We start from the raw sequence: 21,442 nt of genomic DNA on the forward strand, positions 1-21,442 counted from the left end.
CCTAATTACTGCTAAAAATGAATAGATATATATTAAAAGTCACTATAGCATTGGCCGTGTTTATGTTCGGCTGCAATGACGATTTTCTGGACCGACAACCTCTTGATGGGATCAGTAATGAAGTATTCTGGAACACAGAAAATGACCTTAAAGTATACAATAATAGTTTGTATAACCTGGCTAGATCCGACAACAATGTTCCGATTTTAATGGGGCATGACGCCGGTTTCAGTAGCCATCGTTGGGGAATCTGGCATGTCTCTGGCTTTACTGATGATACCGCCCCTCGCCACTCACGCCACGATTTCTATCAGAGGGTAAGGGCTGGTAGGCATAATATACCCAACAATCCCGCATGGTATGGCTACCAAGGTTGGAATTTTGTGCGTGCTATTAACTTTGGAATGGAAAACTATGGCAAAGCAGTTATCCCGGATCAAGGGGACATTTCTGGTGAGGACATACGCAATTACTATATAGGAGAGGCTCGTCTTTTCCGAGGCTGGTTCTATGCCGAAAAAGCTCATAAGTTTGGCGATGTGCAGTGGTTGGAACAAACAGTAAACATAGACGATGAGGATATACTGTATGGCGAACGTGATGACCGTAACTTTGTCATGGATAAGGTGCTGGAAGACTTACAATTTGCCGCCCAAAACCTTCCTGAAGACTGGGAGGATGGAAACGCACCTGGCCGCTTGAACCGCTGGGCGGCTCTGCTAGTACTATCGCGTGTAGCTCTTTACGAAGGTAGCTGGAGAAAATACCATGGACTAGGTGACGCTCAGCCCTGGTTTCAGGTAGCTGCCGATGCTGCATTAGACCTGATTCAAAATGGCCCTTACGCATTGTACAGCACCGGAGACCCTAGTATGGATTACAATGCTATCCATCGGATGACCGACCTGTCTGGCAATCCAGAAGTACTATACTGGAGACGATATGAATTGGGTATTTTGACTAATCATGTCCAAAGCTACCACCGCAGTTATAATGGTGGCGCTACCAAAAGTCTTGTAGAGGATTACCTCTGCACTGATGGTCTGCCTATTACACTTTCCAGCGAGTATAAGGGTGACGAAGTCTTTGAAGATATCTTTGAAAACCGTGATCCCCGTCTACGCCAGACCATACTTCACCCTGAAGATCAGGCCTTTTATATGTATGGCAACACTGATCCTGCTGTAGCAGATTATCCTAAAATTCAGGGTCAGACCAAGCCTGGTCAGGCTTCTACTTCCGGCTACCATATTATCAAAGTCTATGATGTAAACGCAGCACATGCTACCTACAATACTTCTTCTACACCAGCCATTGTTCTTCGTTTTGGTGAGGCGCTTCTCAATTATGCCGAAGCCAAGGCTGAGTTAGGAACCATCACTCAGGCTGATTTAGACATGAGTATCAACCTATTGCGCGACCGGGTAGCCATGCCACATCTGGATATAAACCCTCCTATGGATCCTCGCTATGCAGATCTGGGTATTTCTTCTCTCTTGGTAGAAATTCGTCGCGAGCGCCGTATTGAGTTGTTTATGGAAGGCTTCCGTTATGATGATATCCGCCGATGGAAGCAGGGAAAACTACTGGAGAACAAAGATCTGGGCATGCGATGGGATGCTTCTGCACAACAGCGATTTGACCCCGATGGTGAGGCTACTATTGGTGTTACTGAGGTAAATGGCGTACAGTACCTAGATATATATGCAGGTACCGACTATGCTGAGCCTGTGTTTGACGAAAGTAAGCATTATCTCTGGCCAATTCCTATTAATGAAATATCCCAAAATTCCAACCTGGGGCAAAACCCCGGCTGGTAAGAGGGCTTGATTTCCGAACACTAAACCACTAAATTTTAGACAAAGCCGTACTCCTTGTTTCGGCTTTGTCTATTTTTTTATACCAAAGACCAATCCCGACATGAGTCTTTACCCATCAACAACCTACTTATTACTACTTTCCCTGTTTCTGCCTTTTCACATAAATGCTCAGGCATACTCCGGCCCATCTCACTTTTTTTCGCAAGAGCAAGCTATAGTCCTAAAGGAACAAGCTGAGCAGTCCAGCCAAGAAGGTCTGGAAGTCCTCAGAAAGAAAGTAATTGCGGAACTAATGGAAAAAAAAGTGAATGATAATCAGATCACCTCACTGATGAGTACCCAGCAGAAAGATGGCCGTTGGCCAGGCATAAACTATCAGGACGTATCGCGCACCGGATTTGAGCACAGTATCCACCTGGAAAACATGATTCTCCTGAGCAGGGCATATAAAAGCTCATCTTCGCAATATTTTCAAGATACTAAGCTTAAGCAGGCGTTTGATCAGGCATTTCAGTTCTGGGTACAGCATGATTTTATCTGTGATAATTGGTGGTGGAACCAGATAGGCACCCCAGATCGCTTACTGGCCTCTATGCTTATTATGGACGAAAGTTTGAGCGAAGAGCAAAAAAATAAAGCTGCACCTATTGTAGGTAGAGCTACTTTAGATGCCTGGGGGGCCAGGCCGGGTGGAGACCTCATTAAGATTGCTGGTATTTGGGGTAAGTATGCTCTTTTTACCCGCGATAGTGCTACCCTTAACCTGGTCGTAAAAACTATGGCCAGCGAAATAGCCTTTGCCGCGGACAGAAACACCCCTGAAGATCGCCGGGGGCTGCAAACTGATATGAGCTTTCATCATCGTCACGACCGAGTTACCTCCACCCTTTCTTATGGCTTAGGCTATGCTAAGGCCTTTGCAGACTGGGCAGCAAAAGTCGCAGGAACCGAATACCGTTTTCCCGAAGATAAAATAAAGCTCTTGGTAGATTTTTATCTGGATGGCATCTGTAAGACTACCGTATATGGCAAATACCCTGACCCCGGAGCAAAAAACAGAAGCCTCTCCCGCAAGGGCACCCTTTGGGCTTATACAGATCAGCTTCCTGCTAAACTTTTACAGGCTACAGACTACCGAAAAGACGAACTAAAAGAAATCATACAAATCCGAAGCGGAGAAGTTAAACCTCGTTTAAAGTTTAACCGCTTTTACTGGCATACGGAGTATCTGAGCCACCAGCGCCCAAACTACTTTACCTCAGTACGGATGCACTCTTCTCGCAACCATACTATGGAAGAACCTTACAATGGAGAAGGACTCAGAAACCATCATCTTGGCGATGGCTCTAACTTTATATCTCGTACCGGGCAGGAGTATACTAATATATTTCCGGTCTGGGACTGGCAAAAGATACCAGGTACCACTGTAGTACAAAAGCCTGCACTGCCTTCCGAAAAAGAGATACAAAAGAAAGGAAAAACAGATTTTGTTGGAGCAGTGACCGATGGTACGTATGGCCTTGCTGCTTTTGACTTCAAGAGTGCTCACGATGCATTAGCAGCAAAGAAGGTATGGTTCTTTTTTGATCAGGAATACATAAGTCTGGGAGCAGGCATACAGTCTGCTGAAAAATACCCGGTAGTTACCACCCTTAACCAATGCCTGCTTAAGGGAGATGTTTTGTTAATGGACAACAGGCAGGTAAAAAAAATTGCCCATGGCCAACATCAGTTAAATAAGGTCAGTGGAGTATGGCACGATAGCATTGCCTATTACTTTTTATCCCCTGCTTCTGTAAACCTGAGTAAGCAGACAGCAAGTGGCAATTGGCGGCTGATCAACCATCAATCTACTTATACAGATCAAGAGATTCGTAAAGATGTATTTAAACTTTGGCTGGAGCATGGTAGTAAGCCCAATGATGCCACTTATGCTTATATAGTAGTGCCTGCTCTAAGTTCGGAGAGTTTTAAAACATATGCTAAAGCTTTACCTCTGGAAGTTCTCGCCAACACTCCTCAAATACAGGCTGTAAGGCATAGCGAACTGGGTATTACACAGCTTGTATTTTACCAGCCGGGTAGCCTTCAGCTTAGTAAAAACATGAACATCACTGTTCCACAAGCTGCGATCGTAATGCTGCAAACCGAAGGAGACTTCGTTAAAAAAATTAGTGTAAGTGACCCCACTCGTAAGCTCCAAAAGATCTCAATCTCATTAAGTAGCAAAATAGAAGGTAGCCATGAAAATATTTCTGCTCAATGGGACGAAAACAGCAGGCAAACACAGATAGAGTTTGACCTCCCGCAGGGAGAGTATGCCGGCCAAAGCGTAAGTATGCTCCCCGAATCTCTAGGCAAATAATTCTATTAACTAACATACACAACTTTCAACAACCTAAACACATGTTACATTCAAAAAAACTTTATGCGAAGAGTGTACCTGTCTTTGCACTCTGCCTGCTACTGGCTCTGCTGAGTAGCCATGCGCTTTTCTCTACCGCACAAACTAATGATGACCCTCCCAAGCTGGACAACCCTATGGATGTACAGTACCTCAAAAAGAAGTTGCACAAAAGCTCACCTCGCCTTGTACTTACGCCATCTATAGAAAAACACCTGAAGAAAGACCTAAAATCTGATCCGGTAGTTAAAAACATGTACGAGGTACTCAAGCTGAATGCTGAAAAAATTCAAACCCAAGCCCTCTTGGAGCATACAGTGATAGGCAGACGTCTGCTCAGAACCTCTCGCGATATGCTATACCGTATGAATGTACTGGGTATGGTGTACCGCATAGACCGCGATGAAAAAGTATTGAACCGTATTAATGACGAGCTATTGGCAGTCTGTAACTTTAAAGACTGGAACCCCTCCCACTACCTGGATGTAGCCGAGATGGCTATGGCAGTGGCCTTAGCGGTAGACTGGGTAGGAGAAGACCTGCCCGAATCTACCGTAGAGCAGGCAAAAGAAGCTCTCATTCATAAGGGCATTAACCCCAGCTACAACGAAAGCGGAAACGTAGGCTGGATTGCCGGCTCTAATAACTGGAATCAGGTCTGTAATGGAGGTATGATTGCCGCTTCTATCGTTATTGCTGAAAAAGACCCTGAGCTGGCTGCCAAAACTATTCACCGAGCTCTAGAAGGTATGCCACATGCCTTGGTAGAGTATGGCCCGGATGGCGTATATCCTGAAGGTTCCACCTATTGGACCTATGGCACCAGCTACTCTGTACTAACAGCTTCTATTCTGGAAAGTGCGTTCGGTTCAGATTTTGGCCTGGGAGATTACCCTGCTTTTAAAGAAAGTGCTATGTTTAAAGTCTTGAGCGTTGCCCCCTCTGGTTGGTACTACAACTTTGCCGACTGTGGAGATATGCGAAAAGAAAATGGTGATATTACTCTTGCCTGGTTTGCTGCCAAAAGTGGCGATGACATTTATTATGAAAAAGAGCGTTTTCTAAAGGCTCCCGAAGAAATGGGAGATCTGAGTCGTTTTGCCGGGGCGGGCCTTGTATGGCTTTCGCAATACGAAAGTAAAGGCGAAAGCTCACTCCCTACTGCCTGGAAAGGTGAAGGAGCTAACCCAATAGTAATTTTCAGAGGAGAAGGGAAAGAAGGATACTACTTTGGAGGCAAGGGAGGCCGAGGTACTGTAAACCACGGCAATATGGATGCCGGTTCATTTATTTTTGAGCTGAATGGTGTTCGCTGGGTAATTGATCCAGGCAACCAATCTTACCATCAACTGGAAAAAACCGGATTTAACCTTTGGGGAAGATGCCAGGACTGCGAACGCTGGACCTTACTTACAAAAAATAACTTTGGCCATAGCACCCTTACAGTGAACGATAAACTTCATCATACAGATGGCTTTGCCTCTATACAGGATTTTAAAGATGGAGACCAACCTGAAACTACCATTGATATGACTAAAGTCTTTGGTGAAGATCTGGAAAATGCCAGCCGCAGGTTCGTAAAAGAAAATGAAAAATCTCTACTTATAGAAGATGAGTTCACGATCAACTCTAATACTAAAATGATTAGCTGGCAGCTGATGACTACTGCTGATGTTGAACTAACAGAGGAAGGAGCTATTTTGCATCAGGATGGCAAAAAGCTCCGCGTGGAGAACCTTACACACCCGGACTTAAAACTATCTGTGATTTCTCTGGATCCGGCACCGCACGAATTAGACAGAAATATAGAAAATCTGAAGCGGCTTGAAATTCGTATGCCTGCTCATATTTTTGACGATAAGCAGAACAAGCTACAGGTAAGACTCTCCGCATTATAATTTTTGAAGTTTAGGGGAGAGAAATTTAAACTTTCCCCTATCAACTTCGCAACGAGTTTCTGAGCTAACAGTTTAAGGCCTAATCCCACTCGCTAAAATCGGATTATGTATCGGTCTTCCTTGTCAATGCCGCTAATTGTCCTATTTTTGTGAAAAAATTTAACCGATACAGCATGAGCGTTTTAGTTAATAAAGATTCCAAAGTCCTGGTACAAGGTTTCACTGGTTCGGAAGGTACTTTCCATGCCGGACAGATGATAGAATACGGAACCAATGTAGTAGGCGGTGTAACTCCTGGTAAAGGAGGACAAACTCATCTTGATCGCCCCGTTTTTAACTCAGTACAGGAAGGTGTAGACCAGACTGGTGCTGATGTTTCTATCATATTTGTACCCCCTGCATTTGCCGCAGATGCTATTATGGAAGCAGCAAATGCCGGTATCAAAGTTGTCGTGGCCATTACTGAAGGTATTCCAGTAAAGGATATGATGATTGCCAAAGACTACATTAAAGACAAAGGTGTTACGCTCATCGGTCCTAACTGCCCGGGAGTTATTACTCCAGAAGAAGCCAAAGTAGGTATTATGCCTGGTTTTGTGTTTAAAAAAGGTAGCATAGGCATTGTATCTAAGTCAGGTACTCTAACTTACGAAGCTGCTGACCAGGTAGTAAAAGCTGGTTTAGGAATATCTACTGCTATTGGTATTGGCGGTGACCCTATTATCGGTACCTCTACTAAACAGGCAGTACAATTACTGATGGAAGACCCTGAAACCGAAGCTATCGTTATGATCGGTGAAATCGGAGGTAACTACGAAGCAGAAGCTGCCCGCTGGATTCAGGAAAACGGTAATAAGAAGCCTGTAGTTGGCTTTATTGCTGGACAAACAGCACCTCCCGGCCGTCGTATGGGCCATGCTGGTGCTATCATTGGTGGTAAAGATGATACCGCTGCTGCAAAAATGAAAATTATGAGTGAATGCGGTCTTACAGTAGTAGATACCCCTGCAAAAATTGGTACTACTATAGCTGAAGCTCTTAATAAGTAATTATACTTTACCTGCTTTCAAAACTGATTTAAAGTTTTCCGAATAAATAAGCACAGAAGGCGGCTCCAAATGGGGCCGCTTTTTTTATTAGCCGCCTTTCAATGTAACTTATTCAATATTTATTGTTTATTTATTAGTAATCATAAAGATATATTTGATAGAAATGATCTTTATGAAAAGCACACAAAGGTTTTCAATTATAGAATATAATAAGGCCAATTCTGAGGTAATAACTATTAACAACGATACCATGCGTGAAATGGGTATTCCGTGTGTGCACAATTGGTTTAAATGCCAGGGAAATAACGCTACTTTATTTAGAGGAAACCGGGAGAAACTTAAATCCAGCCTATTGCAAGAAGGCGTTCCTTTTATTTTGAAGCAACTTATCATTTTTAACATTTCTCAAAAAAAAGGTTGCATCTACTGCGCCCATGCCCACAGATTAATGGAAGACAGCATGAGCAAAACTCTAACTGATCAGGAAGGCTTTAAAGTAAGCGAACATTCAGGAAGCGACTATATTCCTTCTGCTTACAACACAGCCATACGTATTGTCACAAAGGCAGCTCTTGACCCTGCCAGCACTACCCACAACGATTTTGAAGAGCTAAGAGATGTGGGATATACTGATCACGAAATTCAGGAGCTGATGAACCTGGCGGACCTAACAAGTATGCACAATACTACTGCAGATATCTCAGGGATAAAAATCAACAACGAACTTATGGAAACCAAGTAAAGCCTGAAGCTCATAGAAGAGTAGACTTCTTCATACTGCCTATCTGATAGAAAGGATGGGCCTTTTTAAATATCAATATTTATTTTTAGAGTACGAATGGATCATCTGGATTTTGTTAACAAATCGTTACGCCTACGATACGAAGCCTTCTCCAAGTTTGCTACTAAAATCAACCGCGCCAACTCCGTTGATGAAATCAGTAGTGCTATCGCTTCTGACGTTAAGTTTGTAATTGATGCATTTGTTCTTCGTCTTACTGTAGTTAACGAGCACAACACTTATACCCTTGAGCTATTTAGAGAGCAATGTTCTTTTCATCAAAATCTGCAGGACCAACTCTCTCCACTAGAGCGAGCATCTCTGGCAAATGGGCAGCCACTGTCTCTGAACAAGACAGAAATTCAAAACTCTGATACACTGAGGGGTAGTATATTTGATCACCCCAAAGCACAGCACTTATTAATTTTACCCACAACTGTGTCTGATGAACAGCGCCTTATCTTTTTTATAGCCAATAAAAGTGAACAGGCTTACACAGAAATTGACTTTAGGTTTGCTAACCTGATCAGTGAGCTACTGACTACTAAAATTTCGCAGTTACTATTGATCAAGCAAATCGCTGATAATAACAAAGCTTTAGAAGAGGCTAACCAACAACTCTCGCAGCTTAATGAAGAAGTACGTACGCTAAACAGTGAACTAGAGCTAAAGGTAGATGAGCGTACCGGCAGACTTAAAGAAGCTCACATTGAACTGAATACACTTTTCTACCGCACCTCGCACGATTTCAGGCGACCACTCTCTGCCGTATTAGGCCTACTAGACCTTATGGAGATGAACCCTGATACTGAAGAACAGCCTATTATTACTCAGCATCTAAGAACTTCCGTACAGGAGCTGGATCGCATGCTTAACAAGCTACAAACTATCAGCCTTACCGATCTGGATGACGAGGCAGTAGAATGTCTGAATTTTGAGCAAATTATTGAGAGGCTTAGCGCAAAGTACGAATGCAAACTCAAAGATCAGGGGATAGAAATGAGTTATCGCATCCATCTGCAAGGCTCTTACTATGCTCACCCTATGATGGTGGAAGCCATTATGGACAATATTATTGAAAACTCTATCTGCTATTGCAATAAATATCAGCCCTACATTACCATTGATATTGGAGATGAAAGTGGACAATTACTAATACAAATTGCTGACAATGGTGATGGCATAGAGCCTCAGCTACAACACAAGGTGTTTGATATGTACACTAAAACAAGCGCTCGCTCTACTGGCAATGGCCTTGGCCTGTATATCGTCAAAAAACTGATGGATAAGCTAAAAGGTAAAATTATCCTTAAAAGCACATTTCAGCAGGGTACTTCAGTCGGGCTACACCTTCCGTTGCCGCAAACGCCTCCTTCTCTACCTGCACAAAACTCCACGGTGCTTAGCCCACATTAGGTCAATTAAAATACTGACAGATAGCCTATTAAGCCTGTTTTAAGCTAATGTTACCATATTATTATGCTTAGTACGGCTTAGTCTCCATTCCGGCCTGGCTTAGTATATTGACGAAGCTATTCTTCATTACACAACTAACCAAGTTCAAGCCATGAAAAAGACTCTATTTTTTTTAATTTCAGCACTTCTTTTTTCTACTTCCTGTAAAGAACTCATAGAAGAGATACTAGACCAGCCCAAAGATGATAAACCCAAGAAAGAAAGCCCTTCAACGTTTAAAGAAGTTGCTAGTATTACACTTGGGGGTGAGGGCGCTGCCGAAATTTCTGCTTTTGATAAGGAAAGCAAGCGCCTTTTTGTAGTCAACAATGATGGAGACTCTCGCATAGATGTTGTAGATCTGGAAGATCCTGAAAACCCTTTGTATACAAGCAGTATCAGTATTGTAGAATATGGGGCTGGAGTCAATAGCGTGGCCGTTAGTCATGGCCTGCTGGCAGCTGCCATAGAAGTCGACCCTACTGAAGATGATGGCATTATTGTGTTTTATGATACGCATACCTTAACTAAAATAGCCGAGGTGGCTGCTGGTGCATTACCAGATATGGTTACTTTTTCGCCAGATGGACAGTATGCGCTTTCTGCCAATGAAGGGGAGCCCTCAGGCTATGAGGAAGGAGATATTGATCCTATAGGAAGTATTACCATTATTGAGGTTAAAAAAAGGTTCACTGCAAAAACACTGGATTTTACTGCCTTTGAGGGCATGAAAAATGCCTTGGCCACGCAGGGCTTTAGAGTATTTGGCCCTGGAGCCAGCTTGAGCCAGGATGTTGAACCTGAGTATATTACTGTTTCAGAAAACTCAAAGACTGCCTGGGTAGCGCTACAAGAAAACAATGGACTGGCTCGTATTGACCTGACATCTAAAACTATTACCGATATACTACCTTTAGGTAACAAAGATTATTCTTTAATAGAAAATGCCATAGATGCCAGCGACGAAGATGACAAAATCAAGTTGAACTCATGGCCTGTATTGGGTATGTACCAACCTGATGCAATTGCAGCATTTACTGTGGGCGGACTCTCCTACATTATTTCTGCAAATGAAGGGGATGCCCGCGAATACGATGGCTTGGAGGAAGAAGTAAGAGTTAAAGACCTAAAGCTTGACCCGGCTATTTTTCCAGAAGTTGCAGCCCTTCAGGAAGATGATAGATTGGGCAGACTACAGATTACCAATACTCTTGGCAACACTGACGATGACGATGAGTACGAAGCCTTATATGCCTTTGGAGGACGCTCCTTTAGCATCTGGGATGGCCTTAGCGGACAAATGATTTACGATAGTGGAAACGAGGTAGAGAAGCTTATTATTGAAGCAGGATTGTATGATGATGGTCGCAGCGATGCCAAAGGCGTAGAACCTGAAGGGGTAGCTGTAGGTAAGATGGGCAAGCGTATTATCGCTTTTATTGGCCTGGAGCGTGTAGATGCCGTTATGGTATATGATATTACCAACCCATATCAACCTCAGTTTGTCAAGATTCTTGAAAGCGGTGATGCGCCTGAAGGATTGGTATTTGTACCTGCCGAAGACAGCCCTAATGAAAAAAGCCTGCTAATTGTAAGCTCAGAAGATGATGGGCAGGTAAAGATATATCAGCCTTAAGCAAACCTGACTTAGTTATTTCTGAAAAAGTGGGCTCTTATGGGCTCGCTTTTTTTTGTATAAGTCAATTATCTTGTTGTTTGTCTGGTAAAAATAGTACGCTAGCCTTTTTCTATAGGTCACATTCTCTAAATTTGAGGGCAGCTTACCAGAAAAATGACCGAAATTACTGCAAATTACACTGCCATGAGCAACAGCAAGCATACTGCTATACTTTTACTATCCTGCCCCGATCGTGTAGGATTAGTTTCTCGTATCTCTCACTTTATCTTTGAAAGAGGAGGAAATATACTTGATCTTGATGAGCATGTAGATACTCAGCATAATACCTTTTCGGTACGCGTAGCCTGGGATATGAAAAACTTTTCCATTCCTGCTGCTAAAATTGAAGAAGCTTTTACGCCCCTAGCAAATGAGTTTAATGCCAGTTGGAGAGTAAAGTTTTCTGATGCAAAGCAAAAGGTTGCTATTTTCGTCTCTAAATATGACCATTGTTTGCAGGAAATACTTTGGCGCAAGCGTATGGGAGAGTTTGATTTTGATATTCCACTGATTATTTCCAATCACCCTGACCTTCAACCTCTTGCCGATCTCTATAATATCCCCTACCATGTTTTTCCAATTACTAAAGAAAACCGCTTGGAGCAGGAGCAGAAAGAGATTGCCCTTCTGCAAGAGCATCAAGTAGATACTATTATACTAGCACGCTATATGCAAATAGTATCTCCGGACTTCGTAAGCCAATACCCCAACCAGATAATTAATATTCATCATTCGTTTTTGCCAGCATTTATTGGAGGCAATCCGTACAAAAGAGCCTTTGAAAGAGGTGTAAAAATTATTGGGGCTACCAGCCATTACGTAACTGCAGATATAGATGAAGGTCCTATTATTGAGCAGGACATTATCCGTATTACGCATAAAGATTCTGTACGAGACCTGGTAAGAAAGGGCAGAGACTTAGAGCGCTTGGTTTTAGCTCGTGCTTTGCATTTACATAGCGAACACCGAATACTTGTTGAAGAAAACAAGACCGTAATTTTTGATTAGCCCTTACAGGATTGTACGCATTCTGCCTGACAAACTGTACTATACGATTGTTTCTAAAAAGGTAACTTTAGTTTAGTGAACTCTGCTCAAACTCACTATCTGTTTAGTTATAGTTATATGAGTATTTGTTCTCTAGCTCACTATTGTTTTTTATAATAACAGCACATTTATTTATAAATTATTTGCGGAAAATAATCTGCAATTTGTAGAATTATTCCTCAATAACCACCCCTAATTTTCAATAATACACTCCAGTAACCAGTTTATACCAAATATATTTTCGCACATTTAGCACAATATTTTTTTTAATATCTACACCTATTCGTTACTACGAAGCCCCTAACATCTTGCAATATATTTATATGTACTAACACTCATAATAAACTCTAATACTCCCTGATTTTTGCTATAGTTAGTGTTAATTTTTTCATCAACTTACTTTTTATACTATGAGGAACTATATTTTACTCAGTCAGTTGCTCGCTCTTTTTTTTACCTTCGGTGCACAGGCTCAGCAAGAAGTCAGTGGTACTATTACCTCAACTGAGGGGGAAGCTCTTCCGGGCGTAAACATCCTTGTCAAAAACACTACCATTGGCACCCTCTCCACCCTGGGTGGCCAGTATGCTATTACTATTCCCGACTCTATTAGCCAGGCGGTACTCCTGTTTTCGTTTGTAGGCTATGAAGAGAAAGAAGTAGAAGTAAACAAGCAGTCTGTAATTGATGTCAGCCTGGAAAGCAGCACCCAGCAATTAGAAGAAGTGGTAGTTGTTGGTTATGGCGTTATTGATCGGCAAAAGCTCGCAGGCGCTGTATCGTCTATTGGTAGCGAAGACATTGAGGCCGATCCGGTAGTAGGGCTAAACCAGGCAGTACAAGGGAAAGTAGCCGGAGTGCAGGTTACACAAAACTCAGGCACCCCGGGCGGAGCTCTAAATTTTAGGGTAAGAGGAGTTACAACACTGAACTCAAGCACTACGGAACCGCTCTATGTAGTAGATGGTATTCCTATCAACTCAGACAATTATGGAGGAATTAGCGCAGGGTCACGCCAGACTATTAACCCCTTGGCCTCTATTAATCCCGCAGATGTAGCCTCTGTTGAAGTCCTCAAAGATGCCTCAGCTACGGCCATCTATGGTGCCAGAGCTGCTAATGGGGTAGTACTGATTACTACCCGCAAAGGAAACAATGGAAGTAACCGCATTAATCTGAATGCTTATTATGGATTACAGGAACTGCCCAGAACAATAGGTATGGCTAACTCGGCTCAATATCGGCAGTATATTACTGACCTCGCCACTTTAAACGATTGGGATGACCCTGGTTTTGGTATTAGTGATATTAACACTAACTGGCAGGAGGTGCTCTACCAAAATAGCTTGGTAGAAGGAGGAGAAACAGCCCCCATTCAGAGTTATACACTTTCCGCAAGTGGCGGCTCGGATCAAACTATTTATTATGTATCTGGAGGCTATTTTATGCAGGAGGGTATTGTGAAAGGCTCTGGTTACGAACGCATAAATTTGAGAACTAACCTAGAGCATGAGTTCAATGAACATATCAAGTTCGGAACTAACATTAACCTTTCGCGAGGCAAAACTGATAGAATTGTAGAGGACTTTGGGGGAAGTGGCCCGGTGAGCCTTGCTTTACTAAGCCGCCCTAATTTACCCGTTTATAATGAAGCAGGAAAATTCTTCTTAGACACCCTGATTAACCGTGATAACCCTCTGGCAATGGCCAAGCTACCTAATTACTACGATAAAGTAGATAGAATTTTAGGTAACATATATCTGGAGGCGGAACTTCTGAAAGGACTTCGCTTTCGCTCTACAGCAGGCATAGACAGAACAGACAATGAAGGAGAGTTTTACAGACCCAAAGAGGGTATAAGAGCAGGCGAACAACGTGGAGGTCTGCGTAATACTAATCGTTTCCTCACCTTTACATGGCTAAACGAAAATACACTGAACTACAACAAAGAAACAGGAGATCATGAATTTACCATATTAGCAGGTAATACTCTGCAAAATGCACAGATCAGTTCTTATTATACCAATGCTGTAGGTTTCCCTAGTGATGAGGTAGTTATTGTAAATAATGCCAGTTCTTATAATGCCGGAGAGCGACTGGAAGGTTGGAGCCTGGTATCTTTCTTTTCCAGAGTCAATTACATTTTTAAAGATCGCTATATCATTACAGCCAATTACCGTGTAGATGGTTCCTCAAGATTTGGAGAAGAAAAATTGTATGGCGCTTTTCCTTCAGTAGCTGTAGCCTGGCGAGCATCCGAAGAAGCTTTTTTACAAAATCTTTCAGCCATAACTAACCTTAAACTTAGAGCCAGTTTAGGCCAGTCGGGCAACCAGCCCCGAGACTTTTATAATGCAGTACCTTTATATAGCATTAGTGCCTATTACGGAGACTATGTAGGATTTATTCCTCAGACCATAGGAAACAACCAACTAAGCTGGGAGACCACCACTCAACTTAACCTGGGCCTGGATCTTGATCTGTTTGATGACAGAATTAGCTTACTGGCCGATTACTACATTAAAAAGACAGAAGATCTGCTTACCAGCTATCGCTTACCTCAGGCTACGGGCACGCTTTTTACCACTGTTAACCTGGGTAATATGGAAAATAAAGGGTTTGAGTTTGAAATTACTTCCAGAAACCTACAGGGTGCCTTAAGCTGGAATACCAGCCTGAATATGTCTTTCCCTACCAATAAGATTACTTACCTGGCAGGCGAAGAAGTGCTGGATGGCTTAGGTGATGCATCGCATATTGTTAGAGAGGGCTACCCTATCGGCTCTTTCTTTGGCTACATTGCAGAAGGAATAGACCCTACTACCGGCAATATTATTTATGCAGATATAGACGATGATGGACAGCGTTCGCTTCCGGGAGCAGTAGATACCGACGATCGTACTATCATTGGCAACCCTCACCCTGAGTTTTATGGAGGTATAACTAACAGCTTGTTTTATGGTAATTTTGACCTGAGTGTGCAGGGGCAGTTTGTTTACGGCAATGATATCTGGAACTTTACCCGCCAGAGTTTTGATAGGCTTACCGGTGCCGCAAATAATATTTCTGCAGATGCGCTAGACTATTGGACAGAGGCTAATCCCGATGCAAGTTACCCACGACCTACAATTGGGCAAACTACCAATGACTTGCTCTCTACCCGATGGATTGAAGATGGCTCCTTCTTCAGGCTTAGAGATATTACGCTTGGCTATACAATGCCCACCGAGCTAAGCCAACGCCTGCAGATTGAACAGATGAGAGTATATATTCAGGCTCAGAACCTACATGTCTTTACTAATTATAGCGGCTACGATCCGGAGATTAATGTTTATGAAAACCGTGGCTCTATGATCGGGGCGGACTATGCCAGCTACCCCCGAGCACGCACATTTTTAGTTGGCCTAAACCTAACTTTTTAATTTATAATTGAAGTCAAGATGAAAAATATAGCATATCTACTATTACTATCTGTTGCATTTAGCAGTTGTGACGATTTTTTGAATGAAGAGCCAGGTTTTAATCTGACAGAAGATCAGGTGTTTGCCAGTGTTTCCAATGTAGAGCCTGCTGTTGCTGGGGCTTATAATACTATGATTCGATCCAGCAGTGAAAACAACCAGGGCTACCTCTCTCGTAATTTTTACCTGATCACGGCTTTTTCTGCCTGGGATCTTAAAGAACCTAATGACGCAGTGCCTAGCTTTCTGGAATTCTATAACCATCAGGTGCAGCCTAACAACACTTATCTGGAAGATAGTTGGGGTGCCATTTATGAAGCTATACAGGCAGTAGACAAAATTATTGCCTATGCGCCTGCTGCCGAGGGTGATCAGGCTACGCTAGACCGACTACTGGCTGAGGCTTACTTTCTTCGCGCATACCATTATTTTAACTTGGTGCGCATGTTTGGAGGAGTTCCCCTATATCTGGAACCTATCAAAAATACTGAAGCTGAGCAAATATTTCTACCCCGTGCTACCAGAGAAGAGGTATATGAGCAAATAGTGAATGACCTGGAAACTGCCCAGTCTTTGATGCCAGCAAACTATAAGCAGGCAAACAGAGCTTCCTTACCTTTAATAAAAGGCCTGCTTGCCAAAGTGCATTTGTATCAGGAAAATTATGCGGAAGCAGAGAGCTTGGCAGCAGAAGTAATGAATGAATACACTTTTTCGTTAAGTCCGGAGTTTGCTAATATTTTCAGGGCAGAAGATGAACCTGAGTCCTTACTAGAGATACCATTTAATGCCCGTAGCGGATACAATGCTCTTACCACACTTACTCTACCGCCCGGCGAACCTTATAATGGTGTAGCCAGCTCGCCTTTTGTCGTATATAAGCAGGGAGATGTTTACCCATTGATAGAGTTATACGAAGCAGAGGATATTCGTCTTCAGCAAACTTTCCATCAAGGCCAGGACTGGTACTATGTAGTAAAATACACCTCATTGGATAATTTTGATGCTATATCGCTTATGCGAATGCCGGAACTACTCCTTATTTATGCTGAAGCTGCAGCACGAAATGCCCAAAGTGTTACTGATGCTGCTTTTGAAGCTTACAACCAGGTAAGAAGCCGTGCAGGAGTACCTGCCGAAAGGTCTGAGTTTGGCTCTATAGAAGCTTTTATTGATGAGGTTGTTGAGGAAAAAAGAAGAGAGCTAGTACTTGAAGGTGAAACCTGGTTTGATTACGTCAGAGCAGGCAAAGCTGCCGAATTAGGCGCTGCTAACCCTGATTACTGGCTTTACCCAATTCCTCAGATAGAAATGGATGTAAACAAAAAGCTTGTGCAAAATCCGGGTTACTAAACAAAATGAAGGGGAAGGCAGGTCGCTTCCCCTTCGTATTATAATAGTATGAGCTATTAGCCCAAAAACTTCTTAATCAGTGCTCCAATAACAACAATTACTATTACTACCAAAATTATTGCAGCCCAAAAGCCTGCTTCAAAGATATCGCCTATCAAACCACCCACAGAGTCGCAGCTACTTAAAAATACTGCGCTGAGCATTATCAGGCTTATGTTTCCTATGTTTTTTGTTTTCATCTGTCTAAATATTAAAAAGTGATGCCTTACGATATAAAAAATGCCCTGGTACCGGGCACTTTTTCATTTAATAGCTATTGATTTTCTTTTTCAGCTCATCTTTACTTTTTCCGGTCTTTTGCTGCAACTTACCAAGTAGTTCATCTTCTTTACCTTCTGCATAGGTAAGGTCATCATCGGTAAGCTCGCTATACTCCTGCTTAAGCTTACCTTTTATTTCATTCCATCTTCCTTTGATTCTTAAATCGTCCATAGTTTAAAAAATTAAATGTTAAACATTTGTATCTCGTTTATATAACCTGTAGACCTATGAATTGTTAGTTGAAAGTTAACTACTCAGCTTAATATATGTGTTTAGTTACGCATACAGCAATGTTTAAATTTATCGCCCGAACCACAAGGGCAAGGGTCGTTTCTTCCTATACGCTTGGCCTTACGAAAAGGCTTTTTTAGACGCCTGCTCATATCCTGATGATACACCTTACGCAGAGTTTTGTACAGCTCCGGGTGTTTCTGTTTAAAAAGCTTAGGGCGCTCAAAAAAGTACTCGCTGGCTACGGCCAAAAACTCTTCTTCGCTGGTTGCAGCATAAGCGTCAATATCACTTTTACCTTTGCGTATACGCTGCATTTCTCTACGCATTAGCCTAAGCCAGGGCTTTGCATACTCTTTATTGTTAAGTTCTGCGGGTATACCATCTATGCTTCCGTCCTGTTTGTCTAAAATATGGACAAACTCATGAATACCTACATTATGCTTATCGGTGGTATTCTCAAAACTTTGGTGCAGGCTATGTTTACTTAATATCATAATTCCTTCCATACTCCCACCGCTGCCTACCATACCTGTAATTACCTCTTCCGGGTTTTTAGTGGAGAAATTACGGTCAAAAGATGAAGGGTAGAGCAAAACCTCATTAAGATAGCTATACTGCCAGCCTGGAAACCCAAAAAGAGGAATAACTGCGCTACAGGCTACTAATAGACGATCCAGATCATCAACTTCTACCCGTATGCCTGTAATTCGTACCTGTCGCATAAATTTGCGAATACTTTTCTCAAAACGCTTCTTCTCTTTTTGGTTAAGGTTTTGGTAAAAATGGACATGCTTCTCTAGTAGCTCTCGCCACTCTACAGGAAATTTAGAAGGAACTTTGCGCACTGGACGATTTCTGTACCATACCCAAAAAGCCAAATACGCAAATAGCAGAAAGCCAACAATGGTGAAAAATACTTGCATTCTTTAGTTATAGAATAAGTTGAAAAAATAGTCTTAAAAAATAATTATTATAAAAACTACTGATTAAAACCTCAGCCATAACCTTCAGTCGGTTTAAAAGTTTATATAAGGGTCATTCATAAATTTATTAACCCCTATTTTATAAGCCTCTGAGCTACAGCATTTTTACATATACACAATTCAATATTAGTTTTTTTGAAAAAATTGTAATGAACAATGCTTTTCCCTATATATTTATATTCTTAAAGTGAAAATTACTGCCATTTTTGCGATATAAGCCGTATTATTGTCAAACAAACGATTTGATTTTTTGGAGTTGAAGCATTTTTATATCAAAGCTTATCTGCTCCACTAACCTATTACCGTAAAATTGTTAAGTCTATGGATGACTCTACCAACAGCAAGATTCAAAACTACAACAAGCAGGTTGGCCTCAAATTTCAGTTGTATAACAGCCTTTTTACTGCGCTCCCTTTTCATAGGGTAGAAAAAACAGGAGTACTACTGTCTACCTTTCTGCTACACTGCGAAGAAGGGTATGAAAAACAACTAAGCCCGGTAGAGATTATTAATACATTTTTTCAGCATTATACATCTTACCAGGAAGAAAAAGGACAGATAGACCTGCTATTCCGTTTTGTACAGTATGCAGAGCGTCAGGTAGTACTATTTGATGCAGTTGAAGATGCTGCTTTCAGCAAAATATATGATATGAATGGTATTGGTACCTTAAAACACTTACAGTCTGAGGTGCTCCATGCCAAAAAGCGAAACGAACTGGCCGAAAAACTCAAAGACTTCTCTGTAAGGCTGGTACTTACTGCACACCCAACTCAGTTTTACCCTAGTGAGGTTCTGGGTATTATTAATGATCTATCTACGGCTATTGTTCAGGATAATACGGCAGAGGTAAATAGCTTTTTGCAACAGCTTGGCAAAACTCCATTCTTTAAAAAGGAAAAGCCTACTCCTTATGATGAGGCGGTAAACCTCATCTGGTTTTTAAAGAACCGCTTCTATCCTGCTGCCGGAGAAATTCTATCTAACTTTAAAAATCAGTTTCAGAAAGAGGTAAATGATGAAAACCCTCTCATCAGACTGGGATTCTGGCCTGGTGGCGACCGTGATGGTAACCCTTACGTAAGAGTAGATACTACACTAAAAGTAGCATCTGAACTACGCACAGCAATTTTAAACTCATACTATACTGATGTTTGCCAACTTAAGCGACGTTTAACCTTTAAAGGGGTGGCAAATGTACTAGCTACGCTGGAAGATAAAATTCACTCTATTCTGTCAGAGTCGAGCCAGATCAAGCTTACCAAGGAGGAAATAATACAAACGCTTAAGCAGATTAGAACAACTTTAGTAGAGCAGCACAATGGTTTGTTTCAGGAGATGGTAGATAATCTACTTCGTAAGGTTGAACTTTTTGGGCTTTTCTTTGCCTCACTGGACATCCGCCAGGATAGCTCTGTACATCAGGAACTTACGGCGGCCATAGCGGCTCAGTCTTCTGCACTGCCTGACAACTACTCCTCTTTAAACGAAAAAGAAAAGATAGATGCTTTATTACAAATTAATGAGACTTTAGATCCTGCTTCGCTTGAAAATGATCTTCATCAAGATACCTTACAGACTATTAAGGCTGTTAAAAAGATACAAGATCAAAATGGAGAGGAAGGCTGCCAGCGCTATATTATCAGCCACTCTACCAGTGCACTGGATGTGATGGAAGTGTATGGCCTCTTTAAACTTAGCGGTTGGGAGGAGAAAGATATGAGCATTGATATCGTTCCTCTTTTTGAGTCTATAGAAGACTTACGCAATGCCGGTGAAGTAATGCGCTCCCTCTACGAGAACCCTACTTACCGCAAGCATTTAGCACAACGCAATAATACCCAGACCATAATGGTAGGATTCTCTGATGGCACCAAAGATGGGGGCTATCTGATGGCTAACTTCAGTATCTATAAAGCTAAAGAAGCTCTTACTCAGGTATCTAAAGAGTATGATATACAAGTGGTCTTTTTTGATGGAAGAGGGGGCCCTCCTGCACGTGGTGGCGGGCGTACGCACCAGTTTTACGCTTCTTTAGGTAATAACATTGCCAATAAAGAAATTCAGCTGACTATACAGGGGCAAACCATTAGCTCTAACTTTGGCACCATAGATAGTGCACAGTTTAATATGGAGCAGCTCATGCATGCCGGAATTAGTAACGCACTCTTCCATTCTGATAAATCTACTCAGTCCAAAGAAGATGATGAGTTACTATTAAGCCTCTCAGAAAAAAGCTACGAAGCTTACAAGGCACTCAAAACTCACCCTGGCTTCTTAGAATATTTGAACGAAGTGAGTCCCCTCCGCTACTACGGACAGGCTAATATTGGCAGCCGCCCCTCTAAAAGGAAACCTGGCAAGCTTAATCTGGATGACCTGAGAGCTGTGCCTTATGTGGGTTCATGGAGTCAGCTGAAGCAGAACCTACCTGGCTACTATGGTGTAGGTACTGCCCTAGAGAAAATAGAAGCAGAGGGCAAGTGGGAAGAGGTACAGCAGCTGTACCAGCAATCTTTGTTCTTTAAGACCCTAATGGACAATTGTGAAATGGCCATGTGCAAGTCTTTCTTCCCGCTAACCGCTTTTCTGGCTAACCACCCTAAATACGGAGAGCTTTGGAACGTTATTTATGATGAGTTCCAGCGTACTAAGACTTATCTGCTCAGACTGGCAGGAAACAATCACCTTATGGAAGATAAGCCTATAAACAGACTTTCTATTCAGATGCGTCAACGTATAGAGCTCCCTCTACTTACTATTCAGCAATACGCGCTTAACAAAATCAGAGAAGCTGAGGAGCAGGGTCAAAGCACTGATGATGAGTTAATGAAAGTGTACGAGAAGATGGTAGTACGCTGTTCTTTTGGAATTATTAATGCCGGAAGAAATTCTGCATAAGCAGAATACAATTATACAAATGGGCAGGCACTTTAATCAAAGTGTCTGCTTTTTTTT

At 42.1% G+C, this 21,442-nt stretch carries 14 protein-coding genes; 11 read left to right on the forward strand and 3 right to left on the reverse strand.

From position 1 onward, the window contains the following. Positions 1-17: 17 nt before the first annotated feature. From PZB74_RS06320 to PZB74_RS06365, 10 genes are all read left to right on the forward strand, one after another. A complete protein-coding gene (locus tag PZB74_RS06320) occupies positions 18-1,820 on the forward strand; it encodes a RagB/SusD family nutrient uptake outer membrane protein (RefSeq protein ID WP_302241525.1) in 1,803 nt (600 codons plus the stop codon). Between the two features lie 100 nt (positions 1,821-1,920). Continuing rightward, a complete protein-coding gene (locus tag PZB74_RS06325; RefSeq protein WP_302241526.1) occupies positions 1,921-4,185 on the forward strand; it encodes a polysaccharide lyase family 8 super-sandwich domain-containing protein in 2,265 nt (754 codons plus the stop codon). Positions 4,186-4,226: 41 nt separating this feature from the next. Next, positions 4,227-6,122, forward strand: coding sequence for a heparinase II/III domain-containing protein (locus tag PZB74_RS06330; RefSeq protein WP_302241527.1), 1,896 nt, complete (start codon positions 4,227-4,229; stop codon positions 6,120-6,122). A 173-nt stretch (positions 6,123-6,295) separates the two neighbouring features. Beyond that, positions 6,296-7,171 carry a succinate--CoA ligase subunit alpha gene (gene sucD, locus PZB74_RS06335; RefSeq protein ID WP_302241528.1) on the forward strand — a complete coding sequence of 292 codons (876 nt, stop codon included), beginning with the start codon at positions 6,296-6,298 and terminating at the stop codon, positions 7,169-7,171. Positions 7,172-7,343: 172 nt separating this feature from the next. Then, positions 7,344-7,913, forward strand: coding sequence for a carboxymuconolactone decarboxylase family protein (locus tag PZB74_RS06340; protein ID WP_302241530.1), 570 nt, complete (start codon positions 7,344-7,346; stop codon positions 7,911-7,913). Between the two features lie 96 nt (positions 7,914-8,009). Beyond that, entirely contained in the window at positions 8,010-9,368 is a 1,359-nt protein-coding gene (locus tag PZB74_RS06345; protein WP_302241532.1) for a sensor histidine kinase, read from the forward strand. A gap of 151 nt (positions 9,369-9,519) precedes the next feature. Further along, positions 9,520-11,043, forward strand: a complete 1,524-nt coding sequence (locus PZB74_RS06350) for a choice-of-anchor I family protein (RefSeq protein ID WP_302241534.1) — start codon at positions 9,520-9,522, stop codon at positions 11,041-11,043. 186 nt (positions 11,044-11,229) lie between these two features. Next, positions 11,230-12,093, forward strand: coding sequence for a formyltetrahydrofolate deformylase (gene purU / locus PZB74_RS06355; protein ID WP_302241536.1), 864 nt, complete (start codon positions 11,230-11,232; stop codon positions 12,091-12,093). A 449-nt stretch (positions 12,094-12,542) separates the two neighbouring features. Further along, positions 12,543-15,554 (forward strand): SusC/RagA family TonB-linked outer membrane protein, encoded by a 3,012-nt coding sequence (locus PZB74_RS06360; RefSeq protein ID WP_302241537.1) that lies wholly within the window; start codon positions 12,543-12,545, stop codon positions 15,552-15,554. Positions 15,555-15,572: 18 nt separating this feature from the next. After that, positions 15,573-16,946: a RagB/SusD family nutrient uptake outer membrane protein gene (locus PZB74_RS06365; RefSeq protein WP_302241538.1), complete on the forward strand. Its 1,374-nt coding sequence runs from the start codon at positions 15,573-15,575 to the stop codon at positions 16,944-16,946. A gap of 56 nt (positions 16,947-17,002) precedes the next feature. On the opposite strand, the gene PZB74_RS06370 is transcribed toward PZB74_RS06365, so the two are convergent. From PZB74_RS06370 to PZB74_RS06380, 3 genes are all read right to left on the reverse strand, one after another. Beyond that, positions 17,003-17,185, reverse strand: coding sequence for a hypothetical protein (locus PZB74_RS06370; protein ID WP_302241540.1), 183 nt, complete (start codon positions 17,183-17,185; stop codon positions 17,003-17,005). Between the two features lie 67 nt (positions 17,186-17,252). Beyond that, a complete protein-coding gene (locus tag PZB74_RS06375) occupies positions 17,253-17,438 on the reverse strand; it encodes a CsbD family protein (RefSeq protein ID WP_302241541.1) in 186 nt (61 codons plus the stop codon). Between the two features lie 101 nt (positions 17,439-17,539). Then, on the reverse strand, positions 17,540-18,424 hold the full coding sequence (locus PZB74_RS06380) for a zinc-dependent peptidase (RefSeq protein ID WP_302241542.1): 885 nt from the start codon (positions 18,422-18,424) through the stop codon (positions 17,540-17,542). 381 nt (positions 18,425-18,805) lie between these two features. On the opposite strand from PZB74_RS06380, the gene PZB74_RS06385 reads away from it, so the two are divergent. After that, the gene (locus tag PZB74_RS06385) at positions 18,806-21,385 is read left to right on the forward strand and encodes a phosphoenolpyruvate carboxylase (protein WP_302241543.1); all 2,580 of its coding nucleotides are present in this window, start codon (positions 18,806-18,808) and stop codon (positions 21,383-21,385) included. Positions 21,386-21,442: the final 57 nt, after the last annotated feature.

The sequence above is a fragment of the Porifericola rhodea genome, from assembly GCF_030506305.1.
Taxonomy (GTDB): Bacteria; Bacteroidota; Bacteroidia; order Cytophagales; family Cyclobacteriaceae; genus Catalinimonas; species Catalinimonas rhodea.

Excerpts from the sequence above, each read along its gene's own strand:
- PZB74_RS06380 (WP_302241542.1), bottom strand. The coding sequence starts at position 18,424 with ATGCAAGTATTTTTCACCATTGTTGGCTTTCTGCTATTTGCGTATTTG.
- PZB74_RS06370 (WP_302241540.1), bottom strand. The coding sequence starts at position 17,185 with ATGAAAACAAAAAACATAGGAAACATAAGCCTGATAATGCTCAGCGCA.
- PZB74_RS06330 (WP_302241527.1), top strand. The coding sequence starts at position 4,227 with ATGTTACATTCAAAAAAACTTTATGCGAAGAGTGTACCTGTCTTTGCA.
- PZB74_RS06385 (WP_302241543.1), top strand. The coding sequence starts at position 18,806 with ATGGATGACTCTACCAACAGCAAGATTCAAAACTACAACAAGCAGGTT.
- purU (WP_302241536.1), top strand. The coding sequence starts at position 11,230 with ATGAGCAACAGCAAGCATACTGCTATACTTTTACTATCCTGCCCCGAT.
- sucD (WP_302241528.1), top strand. The coding sequence starts at position 6,296 with ATGAGCGTTTTAGTTAATAAAGATTCCAAAGTCCTGGTACAAGGTTTC.
- PZB74_RS06375 (WP_302241541.1), bottom strand. The coding sequence starts at position 17,438 with ATGGACGATTTAAGAATCAAAGGAAGATGGAATGAAATAAAAGGTAAG.
- PZB74_RS06345 (WP_302241532.1), top strand. The coding sequence starts at position 8,010 with ATGGATCATCTGGATTTTGTTAACAAATCGTTACGCCTACGATACGAA.
- PZB74_RS06320 (WP_302241525.1), top strand. The coding sequence starts at position 18 with ATGAATAGATATATATTAAAAGTCACTATAGCATTGGCCGTGTTTATG.
- PZB74_RS06340 (WP_302241530.1), top strand. The coding sequence starts at position 7,344 with ATGAAAAGCACACAAAGGTTTTCAATTATAGAATATAATAAGGCCAAT.
- PZB74_RS06365 (WP_302241538.1), top strand. The coding sequence starts at position 15,573 with ATGAAAAATATAGCATATCTACTATTACTATCTGTTGCATTTAGCAGT.
- PZB74_RS06350 (WP_302241534.1), top strand. The coding sequence starts at position 9,520 with ATGAAAAAGACTCTATTTTTTTTAATTTCAGCACTTCTTTTTTCTACT.
- PZB74_RS06325 (WP_302241526.1), top strand. The coding sequence starts at position 1,921 with ATGAGTCTTTACCCATCAACAACCTACTTATTACTACTTTCCCTGTTT.
- PZB74_RS06360 (WP_302241537.1), top strand. The coding sequence starts at position 12,543 with ATGAGGAACTATATTTTACTCAGTCAGTTGCTCGCTCTTTTTTTTACC.